The sequence below is a fragment of the Gillisia sp. Hel_I_86 genome (assembly GCF_007827275.1).
In the GTDB taxonomy this organism is placed as follows: domain Bacteria; phylum Bacteroidota; class Bacteroidia; order Flavobacteriales; family Flavobacteriaceae; genus Gillisia.
The window spans coordinates 3,202,707-3,227,070 of record NZ_VISE01000001.1; the positions used below are offsets into that span (position 1 = coordinate 3,202,707).

Genomic DNA, 24,364 nt, shown 5'->3' on the forward strand with positions numbered 1-24,364 from the left:
GAACTTTTACCTAAAAAATAATACCTCATTTTTATGTTAATTATCATTCTTTCTAAGTTTTATAATTGTCGCCTGTTTTTTTTCTTAAAAGACAAAAATTATTCAGTAGTTCTTGTTTACAACGGTCTTGTTTAACGCAAGTGGCGTGGAATTAGGACGCGAACTTGTCGGCTTTGTTGTTTTTTACTTGGTCTCTAAAATAAAACTTTTCAGCAAACTGCCCGCTATTTGCGCTTAACCGATGTTACCCAACGTTGTGTGTCCTGTGTTGCTTCGGGATACAATTTAAGTAAAATTGAGGAGCAACAAAACTGTAATTGAGATGAGAGTCTCATAATTTTCTGGAAACGACCCCGGCATTTGTTTCGGGTGGAAACACGCAAGAAGGTTTTGGGGATTGGTCTCTCGGCTGGGATGTTTAGGCATACCGGTCAAACCGCCTTATGGGGCTTACCTTTCACGGGTTGGTCTTGAGCGATAAGGTCAAAGGCGCTACTGCCACTTGTAGGGTAATGTAGTTTGCTATGGTGGGGGTAAAGAAGCTGAACGAGATGTGAGTGAACCCTTGTAGAAGTGTCGTAAACAACTTTAGTATTGTCAAAATCGAGGGATGGGCGGTCCCGAGAGACAGGACTTGACGGGAGTAACCTATTTACTGGTCAAGTGGCAATCGGCATAAAGAGGGCAGGAGCTTTACTTACGGCTCAATTACGGAACAGGAGAAGCTAATGGCAGGTGCGAAAATTCCACAACCCCGAAGGGCAAGGAAGAAATTAGCCATACGTGCCATTAGTGACGGATTATCCCGTAGTAGCGATGAGCATCCTGTAATGGGATGGGAGCGAAGGGGCTGACTTAACAGTTTTAACTTGTATTACAACTAATGTAGATTAGGATGATTTTCAAAGAGAAACAAAAGTCGCAACCGATAGATAAGCGACAGGTAATGGAAGCCTTTAAGAAGGTACGCAGTAACAAGGGTGCATCGGGTGTCGATAAAGTATCGATTTCCGAAGTGTCCGCTCGCCCTATGAAATACCTTTATCCCGTATGGAACAGGTTAGCGAGTGGAAGTTACTTTCCCAAGCCCGTTCGCGAAGTAGAAATACCCAAAGCAGATGGCAGGATACGGAAACTGGGCATCCCGACGGTACAAGACCGAACGGCTCAAATGGTAATTAGAGAGGAGCTGGAGCAGCTTGCAGATAAGCGGTTCAGCAAAAGTTCCTTTGGCTATCGACCGAACAAATCGGCGCACCAAGCCATAAAGCAATGCAGGGAAAACTGTATGGCGATGGATTGGGCAATAGATTTGGACATCAAGAGTTTTTTTGATGAGATAGACCACGATTTAATGCTCAAAGCATTGGGTCACTTTACCAAAGAGAAGCACATTCACTTGTACGTGACACGTTGGTTAAAAGCCAGTGTCCAAAAGAAAGATGGGAGTGTTCATCCCCGTAGCAAAGGCACACCACAGGGAGGTGTTATAAGCCCATTATTGGCAAACATTTTCCTAGACGTTGTTTTTGACAAATGGATTGAACAGCACCATCCCGAAGTAAAGTTTGAACGATATGCAGATGATATTATCATCCATTGTGCAAACTTCAAACAAGCCCTGCGGACTTTGGAAGCGGTAAAAGCCAGATTTGAGCAATGCAAGTTGCAGATAAAGAAAGGCAAGAGCAATATTGTTTATTGCAAGCGCAACCAAAAGAAGCACCCACCGTTCAAGGTCCACTATGTAACCTTCAGTTTTTTAGGTTTTACATTCAAACCAAGAATGGTAAAGGGCTACTACGGGAACTTTCATTTGGGTTTCACGCCCGCCATCAGCCGCCAAAGTCAAAAGCGAATCAATCAAACCTTGTTCAAGATGAAACTGCACCGTATGGTTCACTTGCGCCTGCCCGATTTGGCAGGCATTATAGCGAACAAAGTACGAGGGTGGATTCATTATTACGGCAAGGTGCGAATGAGCGAACTACATTATGTGTTCCGCTTTTTGAATATGCGACTGGCTAAATGGGTACGCAACAAATATCGGCGATTTAGGCGTAAACATTGGTTCTTTGCCTACAAATGGTTACAGGAGACTGCCAAGCAGTTTCCCAATCTATTTGTGCATTGGCAATATGGTTTTACGCCTTAGACTTGTTAAGAAGAGCCGTATGATGTGAGAGCATCACGTACGGTTCTGAGAGAGGTTTAGGGGTGCAATTCCCCTTTACCTACTCGACTTTTTACTAGTTTAATTTATCTTCTATAGTTCGATATAAATTCAAAAACTCATCTTCGTTTCCATCATCCCAAGTCATTTTTAATTCTTTCAAGGTCAAATTCGGGTAATGCTTTTCAGCTACACTTTTTCCTCCAAGTCTCGCTCTTATTGTTGTGTCAGGGTGGCTTTTACATAGGTTTTTAGCATGTTCAAAATCCCCATACGCTAGGTTGCTTCCCGGGACAAGTCTTTCTAATGCAGTTGGATGAATATAATTTTCTAATAAGCGTTTTTTAGTAATTTGAAAATCTGTATTTTCTATTAATCCATATTTAACCAACGCAGTTAGATTCGGAGAAACTTGAGTCAAATTTTCCTTATCACTATCTAATAATATAAAAAATGGTTTTCCAAGTTTTGTAAAAAGGTCAAGATTAACCCAATGTTTTACTTCTCCGCAACCTCCAATTGGTATAATGTTGATGTTTAGTTCATCAAAAGTATTATCTATAAGATTATTTTGCTTGTATATCCTTGCCTGATGATGCATAGCAACCACGTCACTTATTCCTTCTACAAGAAATAAAAGTCTTGAAGTTGAAAACAATGGTGTAAATGTATTATCTGGCTTTATGCCTAAATCGATTGCCAAGTGTTTGTAATTAACATCGGTTTGGTTTACAGTATATATATATTCTGGATTTGAAATGTGAATAATGTTTTCACGCTTAGTGTTTCCAACAATTGTTGGTGAATGTGTTGAAGTTATTACTTGGTATCCATTGGTAGATAATGAGTTTAGTTTATCAAAAAGATTTTCTTGTGCAGAAGGATGTAAGAAAGTTTCAGGTTCTTCAAATCCAAATATGATTTTCTGACTTTCATCTTTTTTGTCTGATTCTGCTAAATACTCAAAATAGGACATCATAGTAATTCTTCTAAATCCATCTCCTCTAGAACTCAATGGGATTTCATCTCCCGAAGAAGTGGTTATGAAAGAAGTGTTGATTAATTTACTCCAGTCAAATGATATTTTAGGTTCAACTTTTTCCGTTGATTTCACCACATCATTTATTTTATCCGTTACTTTTTCTAATACTCCTTCTAATTGAGTCCGTACAGTTGTTTCAATTAAATCTGTATCGACTTTCTCTTTAATGAGATTAAAAGCCATATCCTTAAAGTATTTTTGAATAGCATTGTCAGTATCAGAAAGAGACGTGTCGGCTTTGAAATATTGAAATGAGGGTAAATTTCTTTTTATAGAATCCCCTATAGCTTTTATTTTAGTAGTTCCCGCACTTGGGATTTCTATTGTTTCATATTCAAATTCTATATTGTTAGTTTGATTGTAATCTCTTAATTTTTCTCGTTTTTCTACATTGTTGTAATCTTGCCCATTACCTTTTGATGTTTCTATTCCATTTGCTACACATTGAGCAATTAATTGGGCTTCTGTTTTGAAAATAAAATCATTAGCACCTTCATATTTCTTTCTAATGATATAAGTTTTTGGTTTAGAAATATTCTGTCCATTTATTTTCCAAATTTTTTTCCAAACTAATAGATTATCTTCATTAGTCAATTCTTCATTTTCGATATTTGTAAATATTTCTTCACCAAGTTTGTATTCTTCATTTTGACAATCAAACATTAATTCAATAACTAATTCTGTGTCTTGAGATGAAACATTAAAATCCGAAAGAATAAGCGTTCTATTATTTAGGACTGTATCAATTGCTAATAAAATGGTAGATTTCCCTGCGTCATTTTGTCCTACAATAGCATTGAATAATTCAAAGTTAATATTCGCTGTTCCATTTATCCCTTTGAAATTAGTTATACCAAGTTTTTTTAAAATCATATGTTTATTTTCAATTTGAAGTTCGAATTTTTTTTAGGTGAAGCATAACGGTCTTGTTTAACGCAAGTGGCGTGGAATGGGGACGCGAACTTGTCGGCTTTGTTGTTTTTTCCTTGGTCTCTAAAATATTACTTTTTGTTCAAATACCCGCTATTTGCTGTTAAACGATGTTATGCTTTGTATGTTATCTTCTGCTCTTTGTGATTCTCTAGTAATTTGTTCAATAATTTTATAGAATAATATCTATTGCTCTGGATAAACTTTACAAATAAAGGTCTTAAATTATCTAACAATCCTTTAGATTTTGCTATTGATAACAAACCTAAAGTTCCAATACACTCAATATTGAAATTTTCAGCTATTGTCCGTGCTTTTTTATCATCTATTAGAAGAAATTGAGCATTCAGTTCTTTATAAAGGATTAATGATTCCGATTCTCCATAATCCATTATAAAAGTCAATTCGTTGAAACTGGATATTTTGACAACTTTTAGTTCAAAAAAACTTTTGATTTCCTTATAATATTCGGTGTTTTTCTTTAAAGTTATTTCTTCCCAAACTGCATTTGGTATTTTGATTTCATCGAACAAACTATTTAAAATCTCCAGCTTATCAATAATGGCAAGGGAAAAAATAGGCCCTGCATCGGCAATTACAAGTCCGTTTTTCATTTCTATTTTAATTTTTCAATATCTTTTAGTACGTCTTTTTCTGTCAAGCTAGATATTGAAATTTTATTTTTGGAAAGTTCAGTCTCAAATTCTAATCGAGAAAGTCCAGAAAGTTGAGCGGCTTTACCAATGGTCAATTTTTGAATTTTATATAATTGAATGGCCAACATTATTTTAATACGTTTTTTTAAATCATTTTCTGATTCATTCAACGCCAAAAGAATATCGTACGGAAAATCTACAGATATGGTTTGATAATTCATCTTTTCAAGGTTTATTTTCAAATTTAATTTACCTTAAAAATCCACCTGCTTTGCAGGTGGTAATGTTCTGATGGCTGTGCCTTATATTTGCACTATGGGTAAATATAAGAAACTTAGTCACGTTGTTTATAAATGTGACTATCATATTGTTTGGGTTCCAAAATATCGCCTCCGGATATTGAAGGGCGCGGTGAAGGAATTGGTCGAGCAAGATATAAGAATGCTTTGTGAATGGAAAAGTTGTGAAGTTGAGGAGCTGAACGTTCAAGAAGACCATGTTCACTTGCTGGTGTCTGTTCCCCCCAAAGTTTCTATTTCAAAATTGATGGGTACATTGAAAGGGAAGATTGCAATAAAACTTTTTAAGAGTTACCCGAAATTGAAAAAGAAACCCTATTGGGGCAATCATTTTTGGTCTCGAGGTTATTTTGTGAGCACAGTTGGACTGGATGAGGAAATGATTAAAAAATACGTCAAGTTCCAAGAGAAAGAAGAAAAGCGGGTTGAGGAGCAGCAACAAAGATTTGATTTCTGACCATCGCCTTGCCGCCCCCTATGGGGGCTATCCAAAGCCACCTTCTAAGAAGGTGTGATTTTTACTCTTTTTTCAATTCAATTTGTTTATAGTTGAATGATTTTTACATATAAAGCCTAACGGTCTTGTTTAACGCAAGTGGCGTGGGGTAAGGACGCGAACTTGTCGGCTTTGTTGTTTTTTCCTTGGTCTCTAAAATAACACTTTTCACTAGAATGCCCGCTATTTGCTGTTAAACGATGTTGTATTTCGTGGCGATCCTCGGAATATGTTGTTTTGTCGCCAGCCTTTTTAAGTCATTTTGTTCTTTTCTGAATTTTGATTTTATTTTTCACGTCCGAGCAAGACCCAGTTTTTTAATTTTTTTGTTCTTACTTATTTTTGTCATTTTTCACGTCTTGGTTAATGTCAGAATTGTAAATCTAAAGGTATTCATTTTTTCCATTTTTCATGCTTGAGTAAAAGTCGGAATAATAAGCTGGAGGCATCTATTTTTATTTTTTTTTACGCCCGAGTAAAAGTTTGCGTACAGATTTTAAAAATTCTCGAGTATTTCTTCTTCTTTTCATTTATTTTTTATCTAATCAAAATCCGCGGACTGATTTTAAGAGCATCCAATTTTCACATTTTTCGTTCTTTTTAATTTTCCATAAAAATTAAGCATGAGTGTTTTTTGTTTTAACTAAAATCTTAAAAAAGTCAGCGTAACAGTTGCGAATGATCGGTTTTTAAATTCAGATTTGCCGTTATTTTTTTTGCGTATTTTCATTCTGAGCCATGAATTACAACGGTCTTGTTTAACGCAAGTGGCGTGGAATGGGGACACGTTTTTGTCGGCTTTGTTGTTTTCTTTTTGCTCTCTAAAATAACGCTTTTCAGCAATCTGCCCGCTATTTGCTGTTAAACGATGTTGTGGTGCGTTATTTATTAAGCAGACATTTTTGGGTTGACCTGAATTTGTCCTCCAATCGCTTTTAAAACTTTCATTATTGTTGCAAATTGAGGTTTTGCTCCATCTGATAAAGCTTTGTATAAACTTGGCCTGCTCAATCCTGTTTGTTCTGATATTTTAGTCATCCCAATCGCCTTTGCAATATGACCGATTGCATTAATTACATCTGCATTATCTCCTTCTTCTAAAACAGTATTGAGATATTCAGCGATCATCTCCTTGCTGTCTAAATAATCTGCAATGTCAAATTTTGAAGTTCCCATATTTTCTATTTGTTTAGTTTTTTCCAGATTTCTTTTGCTTTCTTTATATCATTTTCTTGAGATGACTTATCTCCACCAATTAGCAAAACAATTATTTTACCGTCCTTTTCTTTGAAATAAACACGATATCCTTTCGCAAAATTCACACGCATTTCTCTTATTCCATCGCCTACAGGTTTGCAATCGCCAAAATGCTCGTCATTTTCTATTTTTTGAATTCTGAATAAGATTTTTGATTTAGCTTTTAAGTCTTTTAGCTTTCTCAGCCATTTATCAAATTCAATTGTTTTTTCAATAAAGAACATAAATATTGTATCTACTTGGATACAAATTTACATTATTTTTTTGAATGAATAAAATTTAATTAGGTTTTCTGAACATGCTGAATAATGCACCACAACGGTCTTGTATAACGCAAGTGGCGTGGGTACGGACACGTTTTTGTCGGCTTTGTTGTTTTTTACTTGATCCCTAAAATAACACTTTTCAGCAGAATACCCGCTATTTGCTGTTATACGATGTTGGCATTTCGTTGTTTTTCTATACTCCATATATTTCAACAATTTTACCCTCTTTGTTAAATACAAATTTCACTTCACTTTTAATGTCTTTATACGTGCCAGCTTTAAGATCAAAAAATCTAAAATTGGTGTAGAGAATATATGTGGTAGGATTAACTATTTGAATTTTTTGAATGATATTTTGAGCAAATTTAGTATTGCTCCAAGCGTTTTGGTATTGTGTATAGAGTTCTTTAGAAGTTGGATAATTAGTGTTCCAATATCTTTTTAGATTACTAGAGTAGTATTGATTTATTTTTTCAAAACTTCGATTTTCCTCTGCTAAAAGGAAATCTTCAATAACTTTCTTGAAACCTAGATTATTACTGTTTCGCAAATAGAAATCAATTTCTTCTTGTTCAACTGCTTTAACATATGATAAGAAGAATACTCCATTTAATGAACTTCCCCCATCTGGTCGACCTTCATCAAAAGCAAATTTTACTCTGCGACCAGCCTTTAATAATTCAGGTAATTGTCGCATACAAGCACTACACATATTTGGACCATAACCATAATCTAGATTAAATTTTATTCTCTTGCCATTTAAACTCCCATAATTAGTTTCCCATTTCTTACCAGTTTTTATTATTTCCATAACAACATTTTCCACCATTTGATCTTCTAAATTTGAATCGGTTATAACTCCATACATAAAATCATAACCATCTGAGATTCTGGAATAGAACTCTAAATTTTCTTGGTTATATAGCATATCCATTGTATACTCGTAAAAATCATTAGGATTTTCGCTTAAAGGTGGAGGAATAGCAGATTTGTAATCTAAATTATATGCTTTTTCCCAACCTTCTTTGATTGCGCGGATTCTATCTTCCTTTTTAGGATGACTTGCTGATTCTACGTTTGATCCAAGTTTTTTAATAGCCTTAGTTGCTTGATCTAGTGAAGCTCCCATTTTATATAAAACAAAACCAGAAAAATTATCTGCTTCTAATTCTGCCTTGTGACTATCTTCCAACTCTTTTAATGTATGACCAGATAAATGATGACCAATTTCATGAGCCAAGATTGATATTGAACTCCAATAGGAATTTGTTTCTGAATCGGCAAAATCTAGAAGTCGTTTATCGTAAAGTATAAATCTTTCGTTATTAATTATGGTTGCTACAGCATTTTCAATATCTGCTTGGTAAATTTTAAAATTTAATGGAATACCAGAAAATGAAGTTATATTTTGAATTACATCAATTTCTTTCTTATCTGCTAAATAAATCTCGATCTCATCACCTTTGCTATCTTCATTATAAGAGCATCCACTTTCCAAATTTTTTATAATTCCCTTATCAGAATTTGTGGAGGGTAACTTAATACTCGTAATATTTTGATTCAAAGTTTTGTCTTTGGAAGTACGATTGTTATTACAACTAAAAACCAATATGGCAACTGTTAATAATATAAATGTGATTTTCGCTTGCTTCATATTATTCGGATTTAGATTCCAAAATTATTTTATCGGTGTTGATGTCATTAATCCCAAATTCATTTAACTTTTTGAAAAGAATATTTGCGTTTCCACTATTAATTAATTTATTTTCTTTTTGAAAAGATTTAAAATCGCAATTAAATGGTAGTTTTTTCAAAATTTCTATAAATTCTTCTTCTTTATTTTTTTCTAAAATCTTAAATCCTAAAAACCGAGTTTCAATATCCAGAGTTCTTAAAAATTGATTTCTATCTATTTTTCCCTGATAACATTCAATAATTGAGAGATCATAATCTTTGTTATTAAATATTGGGCTTTTATCAATTCTATTAAAACCGCAATAATTTATTAATTTTTCAGAAATAAATGGTATACGAAAACCAAATTGATCTAGATAATAATTGTCGAAATATCGATCTTTTTCGGTAGATAATATTTTTACCTTTATCCTGTTAGAATCCGATTCTAAAATGCGTACTGGAAAAAAATTATATTTTAAGGGATTGTATAATTCAATATAATTCCCGGATTCTAAATTCATAATGATCTGTATTTTTCTAAACAATGAATGCCAACGGTCTTGTTTAACGCAAGTGGCGTGGGGTAAGGACTCGTTTTTGTCGGCTTAGTTGTTTATTACTTGGTCTCTAAAATAACACTTTTCAGCAGAATGCCCGCTATTTGCTGTTAAACGATGTTGTTGCAAGTTTTGTAAACGCCAACATTATTTTTTAGTTGTCTTTTGGATTTTTAAAATCAGATATGCTTGACTAAGTGCTGTGAAGCCCCTTGGTCCGCTTTCTTCAAAATCTACAACTATGTCATTATCCTTTTCATAAATTCTTTTAATTGAGATTTCGCTACAACAATAATTATAAAATTCTCCGATTACAATTATTAAGTCATTATTAGTAAAGTCGAAATTTAAATTTTTTAAACTTTCTGCTTGATTGGGATTTACTCTTTCAATTTGTGGAATGAAATTCAACCATTCATTCTCAGTTTTAAATACGATAAACTGTTTTTCAATTTTTGGATCCTCTGAATAACTTAAACTATTTTTTTTAATTATTTCATAAGAAATTCCATCAGGGTTTTCATCTTTAGAGCAACCATTAAACAGAAATATTGAACATAAAATTATTGTCATTTTTTTAATATCCATAATCTCATAATTTTGTAATTAATATATTAATTTCTAATCTCCTTCGTGCAAAATTTGCTACAACGGTCTTGTTTAACGCAAGTGGCGTGGAGTAGGGACGCTTTCTTGTCGGCTTTGTTGTTTTTTACTTGGTCTCTAAAATAACACTTTTCAGAAGAATGCCCGCTATTTGCTGTTAAACGATGTTGCATAGCGTTACGATCCTCGGAACATGTTATTTTGTTGAATGCCTTTTTTTTGTTTTTGATCTTTTCTGAATCTCAAATCAATTTTTCACGTTTGAGTAAGATTCCGTTTAAATTCTTTTGTTTTAAATTCTTTTGGTCATTTTTTAGGTTTCATAGAAAGTCAGATTTAAAAATCTAAAGGCATTAAAATTTACATTTTTCACGCCCGAGTAAGAAATTCAGCGTTCTGCATTTAAAAATCATCGATTTTTTGTTCTTCATATCAATTCAAATTTCCTCCTTTTCGTAAGGATCCGCGTACTGGTTTTAAAGGTCTCCAATTTTCACATTTTTTGTCATTTAAACTTTTCCGTACAACTTGCGGTTGAGTGGTTTTTTGTTTTTTCTAAAATCTTAAAAAAGTCAGCGCAACAGTTGCGAAAGAGTGGTTTTTTCATTCAGATTTGCCGTTATTTTTTCACGTTTTTCATTCTGAGTAATGCTTTGCAACGGTCCCGGTTATCGCAAGTTGCGGGATTAAGGACGCGGATTTGTCGGCTTAGTTGTTTTAATAATTGGTCTCTAAAATAACTATTTTTAGCAAACTACCCGTTATTTGCGATGAACCGTTGTTGTAAAATGTAACAACACTATTAATTTTGTTTTGAAAATCTACTCCATTTAGTTCGAATTTTGTGGTTTTCACTGATAGTTTACTAAAACATTTTCGCTTTTTTGGAAATTCTTTTTCCCTAAACTTTAAAATTATCTTTCTCGTTTTTCACCCTTTTTGGGACTGAGTAAGAGTCGGTTTCTTAGTTCAAAACTCTCTTTTTTCTTTTTCTTTTTTACTCAATTTATTCAATAGAACTTTTTGTTTTAGAGCTGGATTTTCCTTTTAAATAATCGGAGTGATTTTTGTCAATTATCCAAAAACTTTCTTTTTTTTATTCTTTTAAATTTTTTGCAAAGTCTGATTTTTCTTTTTATATAGTCAGCGTTTTTTGTCCGCTATTTACCGAGAAATTATCATTAATAGATTTTTATTTTTTTCTAAATCGGAGTAGATTTTTTTCTTCTTAAAGTCCGATTTAGAATAGTTGAGCAAATTGTCAGTTTTCGTACTTCACTATAAATTTTTCCGTTTACTTTTTTTTTAGTAAAAATCTCTCTGTTGTTATTTTTTACAACGTGTTATATCAGCAGTAATATACTTATTTATTCCAAAACGTTACGGGATAAACGCAGGTTAATATTATTTTATCATTTAATATATAACGAAAGGGGCTTTAATAATAATGATTACTGGTTCTTGAAGAATTCATTTCCACACATTGTCTATATGATTTCAAATTAGTATATTCACATTCTTTTTATAAAGGAGCTAAGATCCCTGCATTTTTCTCTCTTTTTTTGGAGAATTATAATTTCACCCACGGGTGTACCTGTAAGTGAAATTGAAGGGGAATATACAAGTAACAGCGTATTTCCCCTTCTTTAGAAAAACTACTTTTTTTTTATTCAGGATTACCCTCCTAATTTTAATTGAAGTTTATCCATATCCTCTCCAATCTTTTGTTCAACTACCCGTGCGTAAATCTGGGTAGTCGAAAATTTAGTATGTCCCAGTAATTTAGAAACTGTTTCTATAGGTACGCCATTGGAGAGCGTTACAGTTGTGGCAAAGGTATGCCTGGCAACATGAAAGCTCAGCTTTTTATGAATACCACACTGGCTGGCAATATCCTTAAGGTACTTATTGGTTTTCTGGTTGGAAAATATAGGCAGTAAAAACCCTAAATTATTATAGGTAGAATATTTATTCAATATTGTTTTGGCTTTTTCTAAAAGCGGTATTTTCATAGGAGTCTGGCTCTTTTCCCGAATACAGTGTATCCAGTCCCGTCCATCAATACCTTTCACCAAATGGTTTTTTGAAAGTTTCTTTACATCTACATAAGATAAGCCAGTATAGCAAGCGAATAGAAAGATGTCCTTAGTCTTTTCCAATGTGGTACTGGTAAATATAGTTTCTTCCAGTTTTTGAAGCTCCAACCTGCTTAAGAATGCCCTGTCAAACTTTTTGAATTTCATCTTATACTCTCGGAATGGATTATTTGGCATCCATTCTAATTTTATGGCGAGGTTCAGGAGTTTCTTGAATCGTTCCATATGCTTCATGATTCCATTATTGGTCAATTGAGACTTTCCATTTTTATCCTTCTTTCGTCGTAGAAAATTTTCGAAGTTGATCACAAATCCATATGACAGATCTTTAAGATAAGTATTGGAAGTTTTGACTTCCTTTTTAAGGTAATCTTTTAGATAGCGTTCTGTGGTGGTATAGTTCTTTAAAGTACCGGGCTTTAGAACATCTTTCATATGTTCGTTGTGATAATCGAGTATATCAAGGAGGGTTTTACTCTTATCATCCAAACCTAAAAAACGTGCTTTAATGGCTTTGGCGGTTACAAGCTTATTTTCTCTTTGGAGTGCTTCCTGACAATCCAGCAATCTAGAATAAGTCCTATCCAAATAGGCATTGATCGAGGATTTTTCTGCCTTTCGCCCTCTAATTCGATGGGAATCGTTGTCCCAGGAATTAACAGGACAACTCCGTTTTAAACTGATCTCCGCTCGCCGACCATTTACCGTTACCCTAACATAGATAGGGGCGGCTCCGTTTTTTGATTTTGTGATATTGAGCCAAAATAGGATAGTGAATGTGATTTTTGTTTCCATTGCCTTCTCTTTTAAAAGTTAAAAAATGAGATAAACGAAAATCAAATCACTTTGAAAAGTCCAGTAGGATACTTGAAGTTAAGAAAAAAAAAGGTAACCGAACAGGTGACCGATTAGGTCACTTTAAGGATGGTTTTAAATAAAAACAAATGATCCTCAATTCTATTAAAGTATTGAAAATCATTTGTTTAGGTATTATTTAATGTCATTTAAAACATTAAAAGTCGGGGTGGCAGGATAATTTATTCAAGAACAAACGCCCTATCCACAGTACTTTCACTGAAAATCAATTTGATGTTTCACCGAATGATTCACCAAACTTCATAAAACAAAGAGCTTTCATATTATTTGATCGTCTTTGTGCTATAAAGATATGATTTTCTTTAAAATAGACTTTCCTAAAAACTAATTTTCCATTTTCCTACTACTTTTTTTAGTTGATGCAAATGGACAAGATTTAGAAGTTAGCCGGACTGCATAAGCCGGGCTTCATGCTTTGCCCTTTTATAAGTCCTTTCCTAATTCTAAATCTTGAAAGGAACAGCATCAAAAAAAGGTAGTAGCGAAGGCACTGGAAGAAGTAAATTGATAAAATAGTTAAGGAGAACCTACTATCAGAAAATTTTTAAGCTAATCAAAAAAAAGGAAAGTGCTCAGGATAAAAAAAGTAAATTGTATGGAGCACCGTGAGGTTATTTTTTCAATTAGTATTCCGTTTTTATTTTGGTTAAAAATGAAATTAGGAATAGCAAGAGGGTAACACGCGATGCGATGTTACATATTCCTAATTAATTGATATTAAGTTATTTACACTATTTAATCTTATGCTATTTTATTGAATTTGCGACAAATGGCTTTAAAACTCCTATAAATAGGTTCATTTTTGCGACAATATTTATTAAAAAATGCTTTTAAAGTTAATTTTACTAAAATTAATGTTAGAATTTATAGTGTGGTTAGCTGTATAGATTAGCCGTTGCCATTATTAACTATTGACGATTCAAATTAGCAAAGCAAGATGTGTCATTGTCATGACAATCTTGCTTTGCGCCCGGGGGTTGCAAGGGGAAAAAGAAAAGTAATTCGTCTGATAAATTTATTTTATATTGTTCTGTGGAATGCTTAAATGCAGTAATACAGCACAAACTACATAAATTCAGTGAAAAACTTTTCAACTCTGTAAGAAATTTCTTTAATCGAAAAGATTGATTTTATAAAATTTTTCTATATATTTAATTTTTAAGGATTTACACCCTACTTCAAATCCTTAATTTTTTAATTAATCTTATTCTATAAAATAAAAAACCCCTGATTGGGGAGTTCTTAATATTGCTTAATTATTAATCTCTTAAATAATCTGCCTATGTAACATATTATTTAACCAACCAGAGGAATATGCTGCAAATGTAGCATTCTTCGCAGACATTAAAAAAATATTTATAATCTTAAAATTATCATTATGAAAAATTTATTTTTTGTATTTGCTTTTGTATTTTCAATTTCTTTTGCTGGAAATGCTAATCACACAGAAATAGACGACGCTCCTATTAGGTATTGTACAACTTTGACTACATCATGTGGACCATCAGGTGATGTATGTGGTGGTACAATTTACGAACTGGCTAGAAATGCAGCCTGGGCAGAAAATTACTGGTGTGGTAATTAATTTTTAAACAAATTAATGATAGGCAGTTTAAACTGCCTATCATTATTAAACTATAGATATTGATGAGACATTTAATTCCTTTATTCACTTTTTTTGCATTATCATGCTGTTGGTCACAAAACAGCGAAAAAGTAACAGATAACTTAGAATACAAAATCACTTATTTAATGACATATCAAATTGATTCTACAAATATTCAAAGAGTAGAATCAGAGGAAATGGTACTTTATATTGGAAACAATATATCTAGATTTTCAAGTGCAGGAAAGGCCATAGGAGATTCTTTAATGAACAGCATCGATAGAAAAAGTAAAAGCCAAGCTAATTATGCTAAAATTCAATCGCAGATACCTCCCACCAGTTTCGATTACTATATATATAAAAGAATTCCCGAGGGAAAATTATCTTTTACCAGAAAAATAGTTAAAGATAATTTTAAATATATTGAAGATTTAGATAAAATAAAATGGAATATTGATGCTGATACAAAAAAAATAAATAGCTACAAAGTTCAAAAAGCTACTACATATTATGCAGGCAGGAACTACACAGCTTGGTTTACATCTGAAATTCCAATTTCTGATGGTCCTTATAAATTCAACGGCTTACCAGGATTAATTCTGAAGATCAGTGACAATAAAAATCACTATAGTTTTGAACTATTAAAATTGCAAAAATTAGAAATTCCTATCTCGATTTCATTCAATGAAAAAGCATATATTTCAACCACCAAAGAAAGGTTCAAAAGAGTAAAAAAAGAGTACGATATAGATCCTATAGCAGCGTTAGAGAGAACAGGAATGTCGTTTTCTTTTCCTTCAGGGGAACGACAAAGAATGCAAAAAGAGCATTTGGAAGAACTTAAAAATCAAAATAATCCTATCGAACTTGAATAAAGTAAATGAAGATAAAATCCTGCTTTCTCCTTTTGTTGTTATTTATCTTTTATAACGGTTTTTCGCAAACAGTTATTACCGGGGAAATTACTGATAAAGACAAGCAACATTTGAGCGGGGCGACGATTACTTTAAGTCAAGATTCAACTTCAAATATAATTGCATATGGTATTTCAGATAGTTATGGCAAATTTAAGATAGATGTAAAGACTAATTCAGAATACTTTTTCGTCAAAGTTGCACACTTGGGCTTTGAAAATTGGAATAATAAATTTCAAAATAAAACCCAACATATTACAGTGCAACTTACAGAATCATCAGAAGAATTGAAAGAGGTGCATATAGAATCAAAAATAATCGAAAAAAGAGGGGACACCCTTAGTTATTCCGTTTCAGCTTTTAAAAATCAAAAAGACCGGGTAATAGCCGATGTGCTAAAAAAAATGCCAGGAATAGAAATACGCAGTTCAGGTCAAATTTACTACCAAGGGGAACCCATTCAGAAATATTATATAGAAGGCCTTGATCTTTTGGAAGGCAGGTATAACCTCGCCAACAATAACCTTTCGGCAGATGATGTATCACAGGTTCAAATACTGGAAAACCACCAACCCATAAAGCTATTGGACAGTCTGGAGTTTTCCGAAAGGGCTTCTTTAAATATAAAACTTAAAAAAAAAGTAACCCTCACAGGAAGTGCTGAACTGGGCAGCGGTATTTCACCCATTCTTTGGAAAGCAAATATTACCCCGATGGTTTTTACCAAAAAACAACAAGCAATTTTTTCTTATCAAGGCAACAATACAGGTAACGATGTATCTCTCGAGATCAGGGACTTTTCCTTTGAAGATTTTGGAAGACAGGAATTTAATATCAACAAAAGGGATTGGCTTTCAATTCGTAAAATTGCAGCGCCCTCTTTTTCCCAGGAACGCTGGTTGGACAATAATGTACATTTAGGATCAGCTAACTATTTGATTCGGCTTAAAAAGGATATTGACCTAAAGATAAACGTATCTTATTTGAACGATAGTCAACAACAAATAGGAAATACCCAAACCCTTTTCTTTACACAGAATGATACCATTTCTATTTCAGAAAGAGTGAATAATAATTTTTATATCGAAAACTTACAGTCTAAATTTATTTTGGAAAAGAACACGGATGATAATTACCTGAAAAACACATTGGAAATCAATAGTTTTTGGGATTCACAGTTTGGTAATATTCGTACCCAAGATGAAAATATCTTACAAGCACTCAACAACCCATTCTTGGCATTTAGAAATAAATTAAAACTTCTTAAACCATTCGGAAAACAACTAATTACCTTTGTATCTAATACCGGCTATACAGAATCCTCCCAAAATCTAAATGTAAATCCTGGTCGATACAAAGAATTATTGAATGAAAATCAGCCTTATACAGCAACAAATCAGATTTTAAAATCTTCTACTTTTTTTACCGAAAACTCCGCAGGCTTAACCAAAGGATTAAAAGATATTACTATTGCACCTGAGATTGGTTTCGCAATACAAAATCAAAAATTGGATAGTCAATTAATTCTAATTGAAAATAATGAAACTGATACCCTTAAGGGAAATTTTCGTAACGATCTCAATTTCTTTTCTTCAAGTATTTATTTTACAAGCAAGTTTATCTACAAGAAAAATAGCTGGAATATACGCCTTCAAACACCTTTCAATTATCGAATTTTTAATATTGAAGATCGTGATTTAGATAAAGAGCAAAACTTAACCCGCTTCACTTTTGAACCTGATTTATTTATTAAAAAAGAGTTTTCAGCATTTTGGGAAGCTAGCATATACGCAAATCTTAAGAATAATTTTGGCGATGTTACTAATTTATACTACGGATTTATCCTTACCGACTACCGGAATTTACAACGGTACAATGCACCAATATCAGAGAATTTTCAACAAAATTATAGCTGGCGAATTTCCTACCGTAATCCTATTAATTCCATTTTTGCCAGTAGCTCTTATTCATTTTCCCAAACAAAAAACAACCTTTTATATAGCAACCTTATAAATCAAAATGGAGCTACCGTTTTTGAAGCGTTGGTAAAGGAAAATTATTCTAATTCACATACTTTAAACCTTAGGGGCAGTAAATATTTTAGCAAAATCAATACTACTTTAAGTTTAAGCTCTACTTTTTCAAGCATTGAACGGGAACAATTGTTAAATGAGCGTTTTGCAGACATACAAAATCAAAATTTGAATTTTAATGCGAAATTGGAATCTGAAATTACAGATTGGTTAAGCACTACTTATAATGCTGATTTAAGTTATTTATACACTATTATAGAAAGTAGAGAGACTGAACCAATAAGAACTCAATCACATTCCGTAGATTTCTTCTTTTATTTAAGTGAGCGGCAATATTTAAGTGCAAATTCTGAATATTATTACAATAGTATTTCAAACAGAAATCGCAATAACTATTTCCTGAATTTAAATTATCAATACACCTTTAAAAAACCGGCTTTTGATTTAAGAGCTAGTTGGAATAATGTTTTAAATACCAATGAATTTGTGAGAGTATCTAATTCGGAGTTCTCATATATTCAGAGTACCTATAGACTTAGGCCTACCCAACTTCTGGTAAGTTTAAAATTTTCTTTTTAAGCTCAATTTTTCTTTTCAGAGATTCATCTACTTTCCTCTAAGCCTGAATTTTTTAAACGTGACGTGACCATCGGTAGTATAAAGATATAGGCAATAGGCACACATCTTCGTTATTAAAATTAAGATCCTAGTTTTTCTTTCAGTAGCAACATATCTTCACTCAACTTATTTTCTAAAACCCGTGCATAAATCTGGGTGGTAGATAATTTGGTATGTCCTAAAAGCTTAGAGACCGTTTCTATAGGTACCCCGTTGGATAAGGTAACAGTGGTCGCAAAAGTGTGCCTGGCAGAATGAAAGGTAATTGTTTTTTTTATTTTCAATTGCAGCATCACCTCTTTTAGATATTTGTTGACTTTTTGATTCGAAAAGACCGGGAATAAAAATTCGTCTTTTATACTATCGGCATATTGATCCATAATATTTTGGGCCTGGGGCAAAAGTGGCACTTTTACCGTTTCGTCTGTTTTCTCACGTTTGGTATAAATCCAGTTGCTACCATCGATCCCTTTAATAATCTGATGAATGGTCAATTCTTTTATATCTACATAAGAAAGCCCGGTATAGCAGGAAAATATGAAAACATCTTTAACTTTTTGTAAGCTGCTATTCGTAAATTCAGTGCCCTCTACTAGTTGAAGTTCCCGTTTGCTTAGATATTGCCGCTCGTTTTTCTCGAACCTGAATTTAAAATTGTCAAAAGGGTTTTTGACCAGCCATTCCAGCCTGATTGAAAGATTCAACATCTTTTTAAAACGTTCCAAATGTTTCATGGTGCCATTGTTGCCACAAGTCTTGCGAGAAACCTTAGTAGAATATTGGCGTAGGAACTGTTCAAAGTCGGTTACGAACCGATAGTTGATCTGTTTGATGTCGATATCATTGCAGCTCATTTTCTGCTTTAAAAACTCTTTTAAATAGGTTTCGGTGGTACGATAATTTTTCATCGTTCCGGGCTTCAACACGTTTTTCATATGGGAATTGTGATAGCTCATTAATTCCAACAAAGTTTTCTGGTGTTCATCATTTCCGTAGAACCGAGCTTTGATACTTTGGGCAGATATTACTTTGTTCTCTGAGGAAAGTTGCTTGTGGCAGTCCAAGAATTTAGTATAGATCTGGTCTAAATACTGATTTAGCATTCGAGATTTTGGAGTAGTTCCCTTGGCACGTCCTTTTGAGGCGTCCCAATGATTCACCGAAATTGATCTTTTTAGGCTGATCTCTGAGCGTTTTCCATCTACGGTAACCCGGGCATAAATAAATAATTTCTTTGTCTCGTTATGGTGTTTACGAACAAAGAACAATACGGAAAAGGTAGTGTAATTAGGCATTTCAAGCGTCTTTAATGAAACAATCAGTTTGCAAAGACGAAAGTCAAATCAGTTAAATGCTTTATGAAGTTACGTAAATATCTGTAATAAATGATTCACCGAATGATTCACCAGACTTATGTATTTATATGATATTGTTTGATATCATTAAAAACTAAAAACACTGAAAATCAATAGATTAACAGTGTTTTAGTGGGTTTTGATACCCATTTGGTCGGGGTGGCAGGATTCGAACCTGCGGCCTCCTGCTCCCAAAGCAGGCGCGATAACCGGGCTACGCTACACCCCGTATGGTGTAAATTTATTCAGTATTCCAAAACCCTGCCGCATAAAGTTCCCAAGGAACCTACGGCCTTCCCGCCGCAGCGGGACACGATAACCGGGCTACGCTACACCCCGTATGGTGTAAATTTATTCAGTATTCCAAAACCCTGCCGCATAAAGTTCCCAAGGAACCTACGGCCTTCCCGCCGCAGCGGGACACGATAACCGGGCTACGCTACACCCCGTATGGTGTAAATTTATTCAGTATTCCAAAACCCTGCCGCATAAAGTTCCCAAGGAACCTACGGCCTTCCCGCCGCAGCGGGACACGATAACCGGGCTACGCTACACCCCGATGGTCATTTATATATCGTTTTGCTCCTCGTTTCTTGATCTTACTTTCCAAAAGCATTGCTTCAGAACGATTTGATACCTCCATTTGCAAAACAATCTTCCAGGGCATTCCATATTTTGTAGAATTAACTCTCCCTGAATTGTGTCTTTTCAACCTTTCTTTGATATCTATAGTTTGTCCTACATAATACCTTGAACTTTTTTCACTAAAAAGAATGTATACTAACATATTTTCTAGATTTACGTTTCGGCGACCTTCCCGCTTTAGGCGGGACACGATAACCAGGCTACGCTACACCCCGAATAATTCGTTTGGAATTAATCGTTTTGCGGAGAGTATGAGATTCGAACTCATGCGACAATTGCTCGTCGACAGTTTAGCAAACTGCTCCATTAACCACTCTGGCAACTCTCCGTTAAATTTTAAGAACTTATCGCAAGTATTTTGCGGTTGCAAATCTAACTTTTACCTAGTAACAATCCAAACCTTTTATCCCTTTTTTCAGCATAAAAACTTTAAGATTTAATTAAAAGGGTCGGGGTCAGAAAATTAAGCTTAAAAATAGTTATAAACTTTTACTAGATGCTTCTTCCAATTCAATTAATTTAGATAAATTTTGAAGTATATGATCGTGTTTTTTCACAAAGGGATTGCTCGTATCCCAAACATAACCTGCTAACACAGCACAAATTTGTTTTTTGATTTCTGGATTGGGATCGTGATGAAAAATGATATTTTGAAGATTCCCTGAGTACCACTCCTTTACATAACTGGTAAATACATCTACGCCTTTTTTAATGTAACCTACATATTCCTTTTCCCAATTAACTTTTTCGCCATTTCGCTCCTTAACAATAAGTTTGGCTGCCAATAATCCCGAAACTGTTGCAAAAGCTACCCCAGAGGAGAATATAGGATCTAAAAACTCTGCAGAGTTTCCCGTGAGAACAAAACCATCTCCATAAAGCTGAGTGACATTTCTACTTATGTTATCGATTTTTATGGGTTTAAAAAGATAATCATAGTCTTCAAATCGATGATCATAATACTTCAATTTTTTGATCATCTCTTTCATGGCGAGTTCAGGATCTTTCGAAAATTGATCGAACCATTCTGTAGGTGCTACAAAGCCTAAGCTGGAATTTCCATTGGAAAACGGAAAATACCAAAACCAAACTTGAGTTTCCAATACTTCAAAAGTGATGAGTTCCCCTTCCTTTCCTTTAGGACGATCGGGTTCTTGTATATGAGTGAAAATTGAAGAATGGGCAGCAATTTGTGAAGGCGCTTCCAGATGTAATTGTTTTGCTAAAACTCTTCCAAAACCACTGGCATCTATAATGAATCCTGCATGTATTTCGGTAAGTTCTCCATTGGAATTTCTAACAATGGTTTTAGAACGACTGCCTTCAAATTCGACACTTTTCACCTCTGTATCAAACAAGATCTTAACGCCTTTTCGTTGTGCTTCTTGCGCTAAGCAATTGTCAAAGTCGGCTCGGGGAACCTGCCAGGTCCAATCCCAACCTTCACCATGCTTTTCTGAGAAATCAAATTCTCCTATTTTTTCATCTTTAATAAAACGAGCTCCGAATTTCTTTTGAAATCCAGCTTTCTTAACAGCTTCCAATAACCCGGCTTCTTCCAGGTTATCCATGCACTGCGGAATTAAACTCTCCCCAATTTGAAACCTGGGAAAAGTAGCTTTTTCGACCACTAGCACCTTTATTCCTTGATTATGAAGATAAGAGGCAGAGACCATTCCTGAGGGACCTGCGCCAATAATAAGAATTTCTGCAATTTCCTTTTTCATTCCATTTCATTTGCGTTGCAAATATAGTACATTTGTTAAGAGAATTAACAGTTCCTGCAAAGGATACACTACTAATAACCCGGATTTCTATCGTATGCTTCAAATAACAACTGCTCTTGATTTTAAAAATTTTTATGAAGTACTTTTTGAAGATTCCAAAATAACTTTGGATCCTTCGGTAATCGAAAGAATGTCCTTAAGCTTTAAATTTTTAGAGGAATTTTCTAAAAACAAAGTGATTTATGGAGTAAATACGGGATTTGGGCCGATGGCTCAATACAAGATCAAGGACAAGGACAGACAAAAACTTCAATATAACCTTATAAGAAGTCATGCCTCAGGAATGGGAAAACCTATGCAGCCTTTGTATGTGAAATCTTTAATGCTTGCTAGGTTAAACACCTTGGCACTAGGCAAGTCTGGAGTGCATTCTTCTGTAGTAGAAACTATGCAAAAGCTTATAAATAAAGATATTACTCCTTTGATCTTTGAGCACGGTGGGGTAGGAGCTTCAGGAGATCTAGTGCAATTGGCACATTTGGCCTTGGTGCTTATTGGGGAAGGTGAAGTTTATTATAAGGGAGAAAAAAGAAAGACAGCAGAAGTTTTTTCAGAAGAAAATATACTACCAATTAAAATAGAGCAAAGGGAAGGCTTAGCCTTGATGAATGGAACTTCGGCTATGACGGGGATTGGTATCGTAAATGTTATTTATGCCAAAAGGTTACTTAATTGGTCTATTTTCTGTTCTTCCGCAATCAATGAAATTGTTGAGGCTTATGATGATCATTTATCTTCAGAATTAAATGGAACAAAGCTTCATATTGGGCAGCAGGCAGTAGCTTCAAAAATGAGGGAACATTTAAAAGATTCTTCTCTTACCCGTGATAGAAATGAGCATTTATACAGCGGAAAAAATCCTGAGAATGAATATTTTGAAGAAAAAGTTCAGGAATATTATAGTTTACGTTGTGTGCCACAAATTTTGGGTCCCGTTTACGATACGATTGAACATACACAAAAAATCTTGATCGAAGAGGTGAATTCGGCAAACGACAATCCTATAATAGATGTTGAAAGAAAACAGGTATATCACGGTGGAAATTTTCATGGAGATTATGTGTCCTTGGAAATGGATAAGCTTAAATTGGTAGTTACTAAATTAACCATGCTTGCAGAGCGCCAATTAAATTATCTTTTGAATGACCGACTGAATAATATTTTGCCACCCTTTGTGAATTTAGGCGTTCTAGGCCTTAACTTCGGAATGCAGGGCGCACAATTTAGTGCTGTTTCTACAACAGCTGAGAACCAGATGCTTTCCAACTCCATGTATGTGCACAGTATCCCCAACAATAACGATAATCAGGATATTGTAAGTATGGGAACCAACGCAGCCACAGTAACTAAAACAGTTATAGATAATGCTTTTGAGGTGTTAAGCGTCGAATTATTAACTATAGTACAAGCTTTGAGGCACCTTGAAATAAAAGAAAGCTTATCTACAGCAACTCGTGAAAAATTTGAAATTTTGAATAAATTAGTTCCAAAAATAAAAGAGGATTTGCCACTTTATAAAATTCAGGAAATGATCAAGGAGTTTATTAAAACCCAAGATGCTTATTAATAAATTTCATAATTGTCATAAACTGAAAAGAGAGGTCATTCTGAACTAGTTTCAGAATCTCATTTTCTTTTAAAGAATTTAATAAATTGAGACCCTGAAATAAATTCAGGGTGACGAAATACAATTATGACAAAAAAGGTTAAACATTTGAAATTTAAAGAAGGTCTAAGATGAAATTAAAATATGCGTTGGTAACCGGAGGATCCCGAGGAATTGGAAAGGCCATTGCTCTTAAACTGGCAGAAGATCTAGGTTATAATATTTTGCTGAATTTTAATTCTGATGAAAATGCTGCGTTAGAAACCCAAAAATTAATTGTTGAAAAAAATGTACGTTGCGAACTTCTAAAATTTGATGTTTCCAATACCGAAGAAGTTTCACGAATACTGGAAGAATGGAGCTCTAAAAATCCAGAAAGCACTATTGAAGTACTTATAAACAACGCGGGTATTGCAAAGGATGGTTTATTTATATGGACGAAGCCAGAAGATTGGCAATCTGTTATAAACACTTCCCTTAATGGCTTTTATAATTGCTCTCAGGCGGTTTTAAAAAATATGCTCACCCACCGCTATGGGCGCATTATCAATATTGTTTCACTTTCGGGGCTTAAGGGGAATCCGGGTCAAGTAAACTATTCTGCTGCAAAAGGCGCTGTGATCGCAGCAACTAAAGCATTAGCTCAAGAAATAGGGAAAAGAAAAGTCACAGTAAATGCAGTAGCTCCTGGTTTTATAAAGTCTGATATGACAGCCGATTTTGACGAAACCAGTCTTAAAAAAATAATCCCATTACATAGGTTTGGTGAAACAGAGGAAGTGGCAAATCTGGTTTCTTTTCTTGCTTCAGAAAAGTCGTCTTATATTACAGGAGAAATTATCAATATCAATGGCGGTTTGTATTCTTAA

The 24,364-nt window shown here is 34.0% G+C and carries 20 protein-coding genes and 2 tRNA genes; 8 read left to right on the plus strand and 14 right to left on the minus strand.

Annotated features, from left to right (window positions below):
- The first annotated feature begins 728 nt into the window (after positions 1–728).
- Positions 729–854, plus strand: a complete 126-nt coding sequence (locus JM83_RS19555; RefSeq protein ID WP_261376330.1) for a hypothetical protein — start codon at positions 729–731, stop codon at positions 852–854.
- A gap of 41 nt (positions 855–895) precedes the next feature.
- The gene (gene ltrA / locus JM83_RS14385) at positions 896–2,155 is read left to right on the plus strand and encodes a group II intron reverse transcriptase/maturase (RefSeq protein WP_144960768.1); all 1,260 of its coding nucleotides are present in this window, start codon (positions 896–898) and stop codon (positions 2,153–2,155) included.
- A 94-nt stretch (positions 2,156–2,249) separates the two neighbouring features.
- On the opposite strand, the gene JM83_RS14390 is transcribed toward ltrA, so the two are convergent.
- The 3 genes from JM83_RS14390 to JM83_RS14400 all read right to left on the minus strand — a co-directional run bounded on the left by JM83_RS14390 (position 2,250) and on the right by JM83_RS14400 (position 5,022).
- Entirely contained in the window at positions 2,250–4,088 is a 1,839-nt protein-coding gene (locus JM83_RS14390) for an ATP-dependent nuclease (RefSeq protein WP_144962849.1), read from the minus strand.
- A 170-nt stretch (positions 4,089–4,258) separates the two neighbouring features.
- Entirely contained in the window at positions 4,259–4,759 is a 501-nt protein-coding gene (locus tag JM83_RS14395; RefSeq protein ID WP_144962850.1) for a DUF3368 domain-containing protein, read from the minus strand.
- A gap of 2 nt (positions 4,760–4,761) precedes the next feature.
- Complete coding sequence (locus tag JM83_RS14400) at positions 4,762–5,022, minus strand: UPF0175 family protein (protein WP_144962851.1); 261 nt, start codon at positions 5,020–5,022, stop codon at positions 4,762–4,764.
- Positions 5,023–5,116: 94 nt separating this feature from the next.
- On the opposite strand from JM83_RS14400, the gene tnpA reads away from it, so the two are divergent.
- The gene (tnpA, locus tag JM83_RS14405; RefSeq protein ID WP_144962852.1) at positions 5,117–5,557 is read left to right on the plus strand and encodes an IS200/IS605 family transposase; all 441 of its coding nucleotides are present in this window, start codon (positions 5,117–5,119) and stop codon (positions 5,555–5,557) included.
- Positions 5,558–6,484: 927 nt separating this feature from the next.
- Here the strand turns inward: tnpA and JM83_RS14410 are convergent.
- The 6 genes from JM83_RS14410 to JM83_RS14435 form a co-directional block, all read right to left on the minus strand.
- Positions 6,485–6,772: an addiction module antidote protein gene (locus tag JM83_RS14410; RefSeq protein WP_144960827.1), complete on the minus strand. Its 288-nt coding sequence runs from the start codon at positions 6,770–6,772 to the stop codon at positions 6,485–6,487.
- Positions 6,773–6,777: 5 nt separating this feature from the next.
- Positions 6,778–7,077 (minus strand): type II toxin-antitoxin system RelE/ParE family toxin, encoded by a 300-nt coding sequence (locus JM83_RS14415; protein WP_144960829.1) that lies wholly within the window; start codon positions 7,075–7,077, stop codon positions 6,778–6,780.
- A gap of 235 nt (positions 7,078–7,312) precedes the next feature.
- Positions 7,313–8,773, minus strand: coding sequence for a hypothetical protein (locus JM83_RS14420; RefSeq protein WP_144960845.1), 1,461 nt, complete (start codon positions 8,771–8,773; stop codon positions 7,313–7,315).
- A gap of 1 nt (position 8,774) precedes the next feature.
- Positions 8,775–9,317, minus strand: a complete 543-nt coding sequence (locus JM83_RS14425) for a hypothetical protein (RefSeq protein ID WP_144960847.1) — start codon at positions 9,315–9,317, stop codon at positions 8,775–8,777.
- A gap of 183 nt (positions 9,318–9,500) precedes the next feature.
- Complete coding sequence (locus JM83_RS14430) at positions 9,501–9,941, minus strand: protease complex subunit PrcB family protein (RefSeq protein WP_144962853.1); 441 nt, start codon at positions 9,939–9,941, stop codon at positions 9,501–9,503.
- A 1,694-nt stretch (positions 9,942–11,635) separates the two neighbouring features.
- Entirely contained in the window at positions 11,636–12,850 is a 1,215-nt protein-coding gene (locus tag JM83_RS14435) for a site-specific integrase (protein WP_144962854.1), read from the minus strand.
- A gap of 1,459 nt (positions 12,851–14,309) precedes the next feature.
- Between JM83_RS14435 and JM83_RS14440 the strand changes: the two genes are divergently transcribed.
- From JM83_RS14440 to JM83_RS14450, 3 genes are all read left to right on the plus strand, one after another.
- Positions 14,310–14,516, plus strand: coding sequence for a hypothetical protein (locus JM83_RS14440; protein WP_144962855.1), 207 nt, complete (start codon positions 14,310–14,312; stop codon positions 14,514–14,516).
- Positions 14,517–14,578: 62 nt separating this feature from the next.
- On the plus strand, positions 14,579–15,412 hold the full coding sequence (locus JM83_RS14445) for a GLPGLI family protein (RefSeq protein WP_144962856.1): 834 nt from the start codon (positions 14,579–14,581) through the stop codon (positions 15,410–15,412).
- Positions 15,413–15,417: 5 nt separating this feature from the next.
- Positions 15,418–18,063, plus strand: a complete 2,646-nt coding sequence (locus JM83_RS14450) for a carboxypeptidase-like regulatory domain-containing protein (protein ID WP_144962857.1) — start codon at positions 15,418–15,420, stop codon at positions 18,061–18,063.
- A 119-nt stretch (positions 18,064–18,182) separates the two neighbouring features.
- On the opposite strand, the gene JM83_RS14455 is transcribed toward JM83_RS14450, so the two are convergent.
- The 5 genes from JM83_RS14455 to JM83_RS14475 form a co-directional block, all read right to left on the minus strand.
- Positions 18,183–19,397: a site-specific integrase gene (locus JM83_RS14455; protein WP_144962858.1), complete on the minus strand. Its 1,215-nt coding sequence runs from the start codon at positions 19,395–19,397 to the stop codon at positions 18,183–18,185.
- A 211-nt stretch (positions 19,398–19,608) separates the two neighbouring features.
- Positions 19,609–19,686: transfer RNA gene (locus JM83_RS14460), tRNA-Pro, on the minus strand.
- Positions 19,687–20,001: 315 nt separating this feature from the next.
- Positions 20,002–20,244, minus strand: coding sequence for a GIY-YIG nuclease family protein (locus JM83_RS14465; protein WP_144962859.1), 243 nt, complete (start codon positions 20,242–20,244; stop codon positions 20,002–20,004).
- Between the two features lie 101 nt (positions 20,245–20,345).
- Positions 20,346–20,430: transfer RNA gene (locus tag JM83_RS14470), tRNA-Ser, on the minus strand.
- Between the two features lie 151 nt (positions 20,431–20,581).
- On the minus strand, positions 20,582–21,829 hold the full coding sequence (locus JM83_RS14475) for an NAD(P)/FAD-dependent oxidoreductase (RefSeq protein ID WP_144962860.1): 1,248 nt from the start codon (positions 21,827–21,829) through the stop codon (positions 20,582–20,584).
- Positions 21,830–21,923: 94 nt separating this feature from the next.
- Between JM83_RS14475 and hutH the strand changes: the two genes are divergently transcribed.
- Both hutH and fabG read left to right on the plus strand, forming a co-directional pair.
- Positions 21,924–23,456, plus strand: a complete 1,533-nt coding sequence (hutH, locus tag JM83_RS14480) for a histidine ammonia-lyase (protein WP_144962861.1) — start codon at positions 21,924–21,926, stop codon at positions 23,454–23,456.
- Between the two features lie 170 nt (positions 23,457–23,626).
- The gene (gene fabG, locus JM83_RS14485; protein ID WP_144962862.1) at positions 23,627–24,364 is read left to right on the plus strand and encodes a 3-oxoacyl-ACP reductase FabG; all 738 of its coding nucleotides are present in this window, start codon (positions 23,627–23,629) and stop codon (positions 24,362–24,364) included.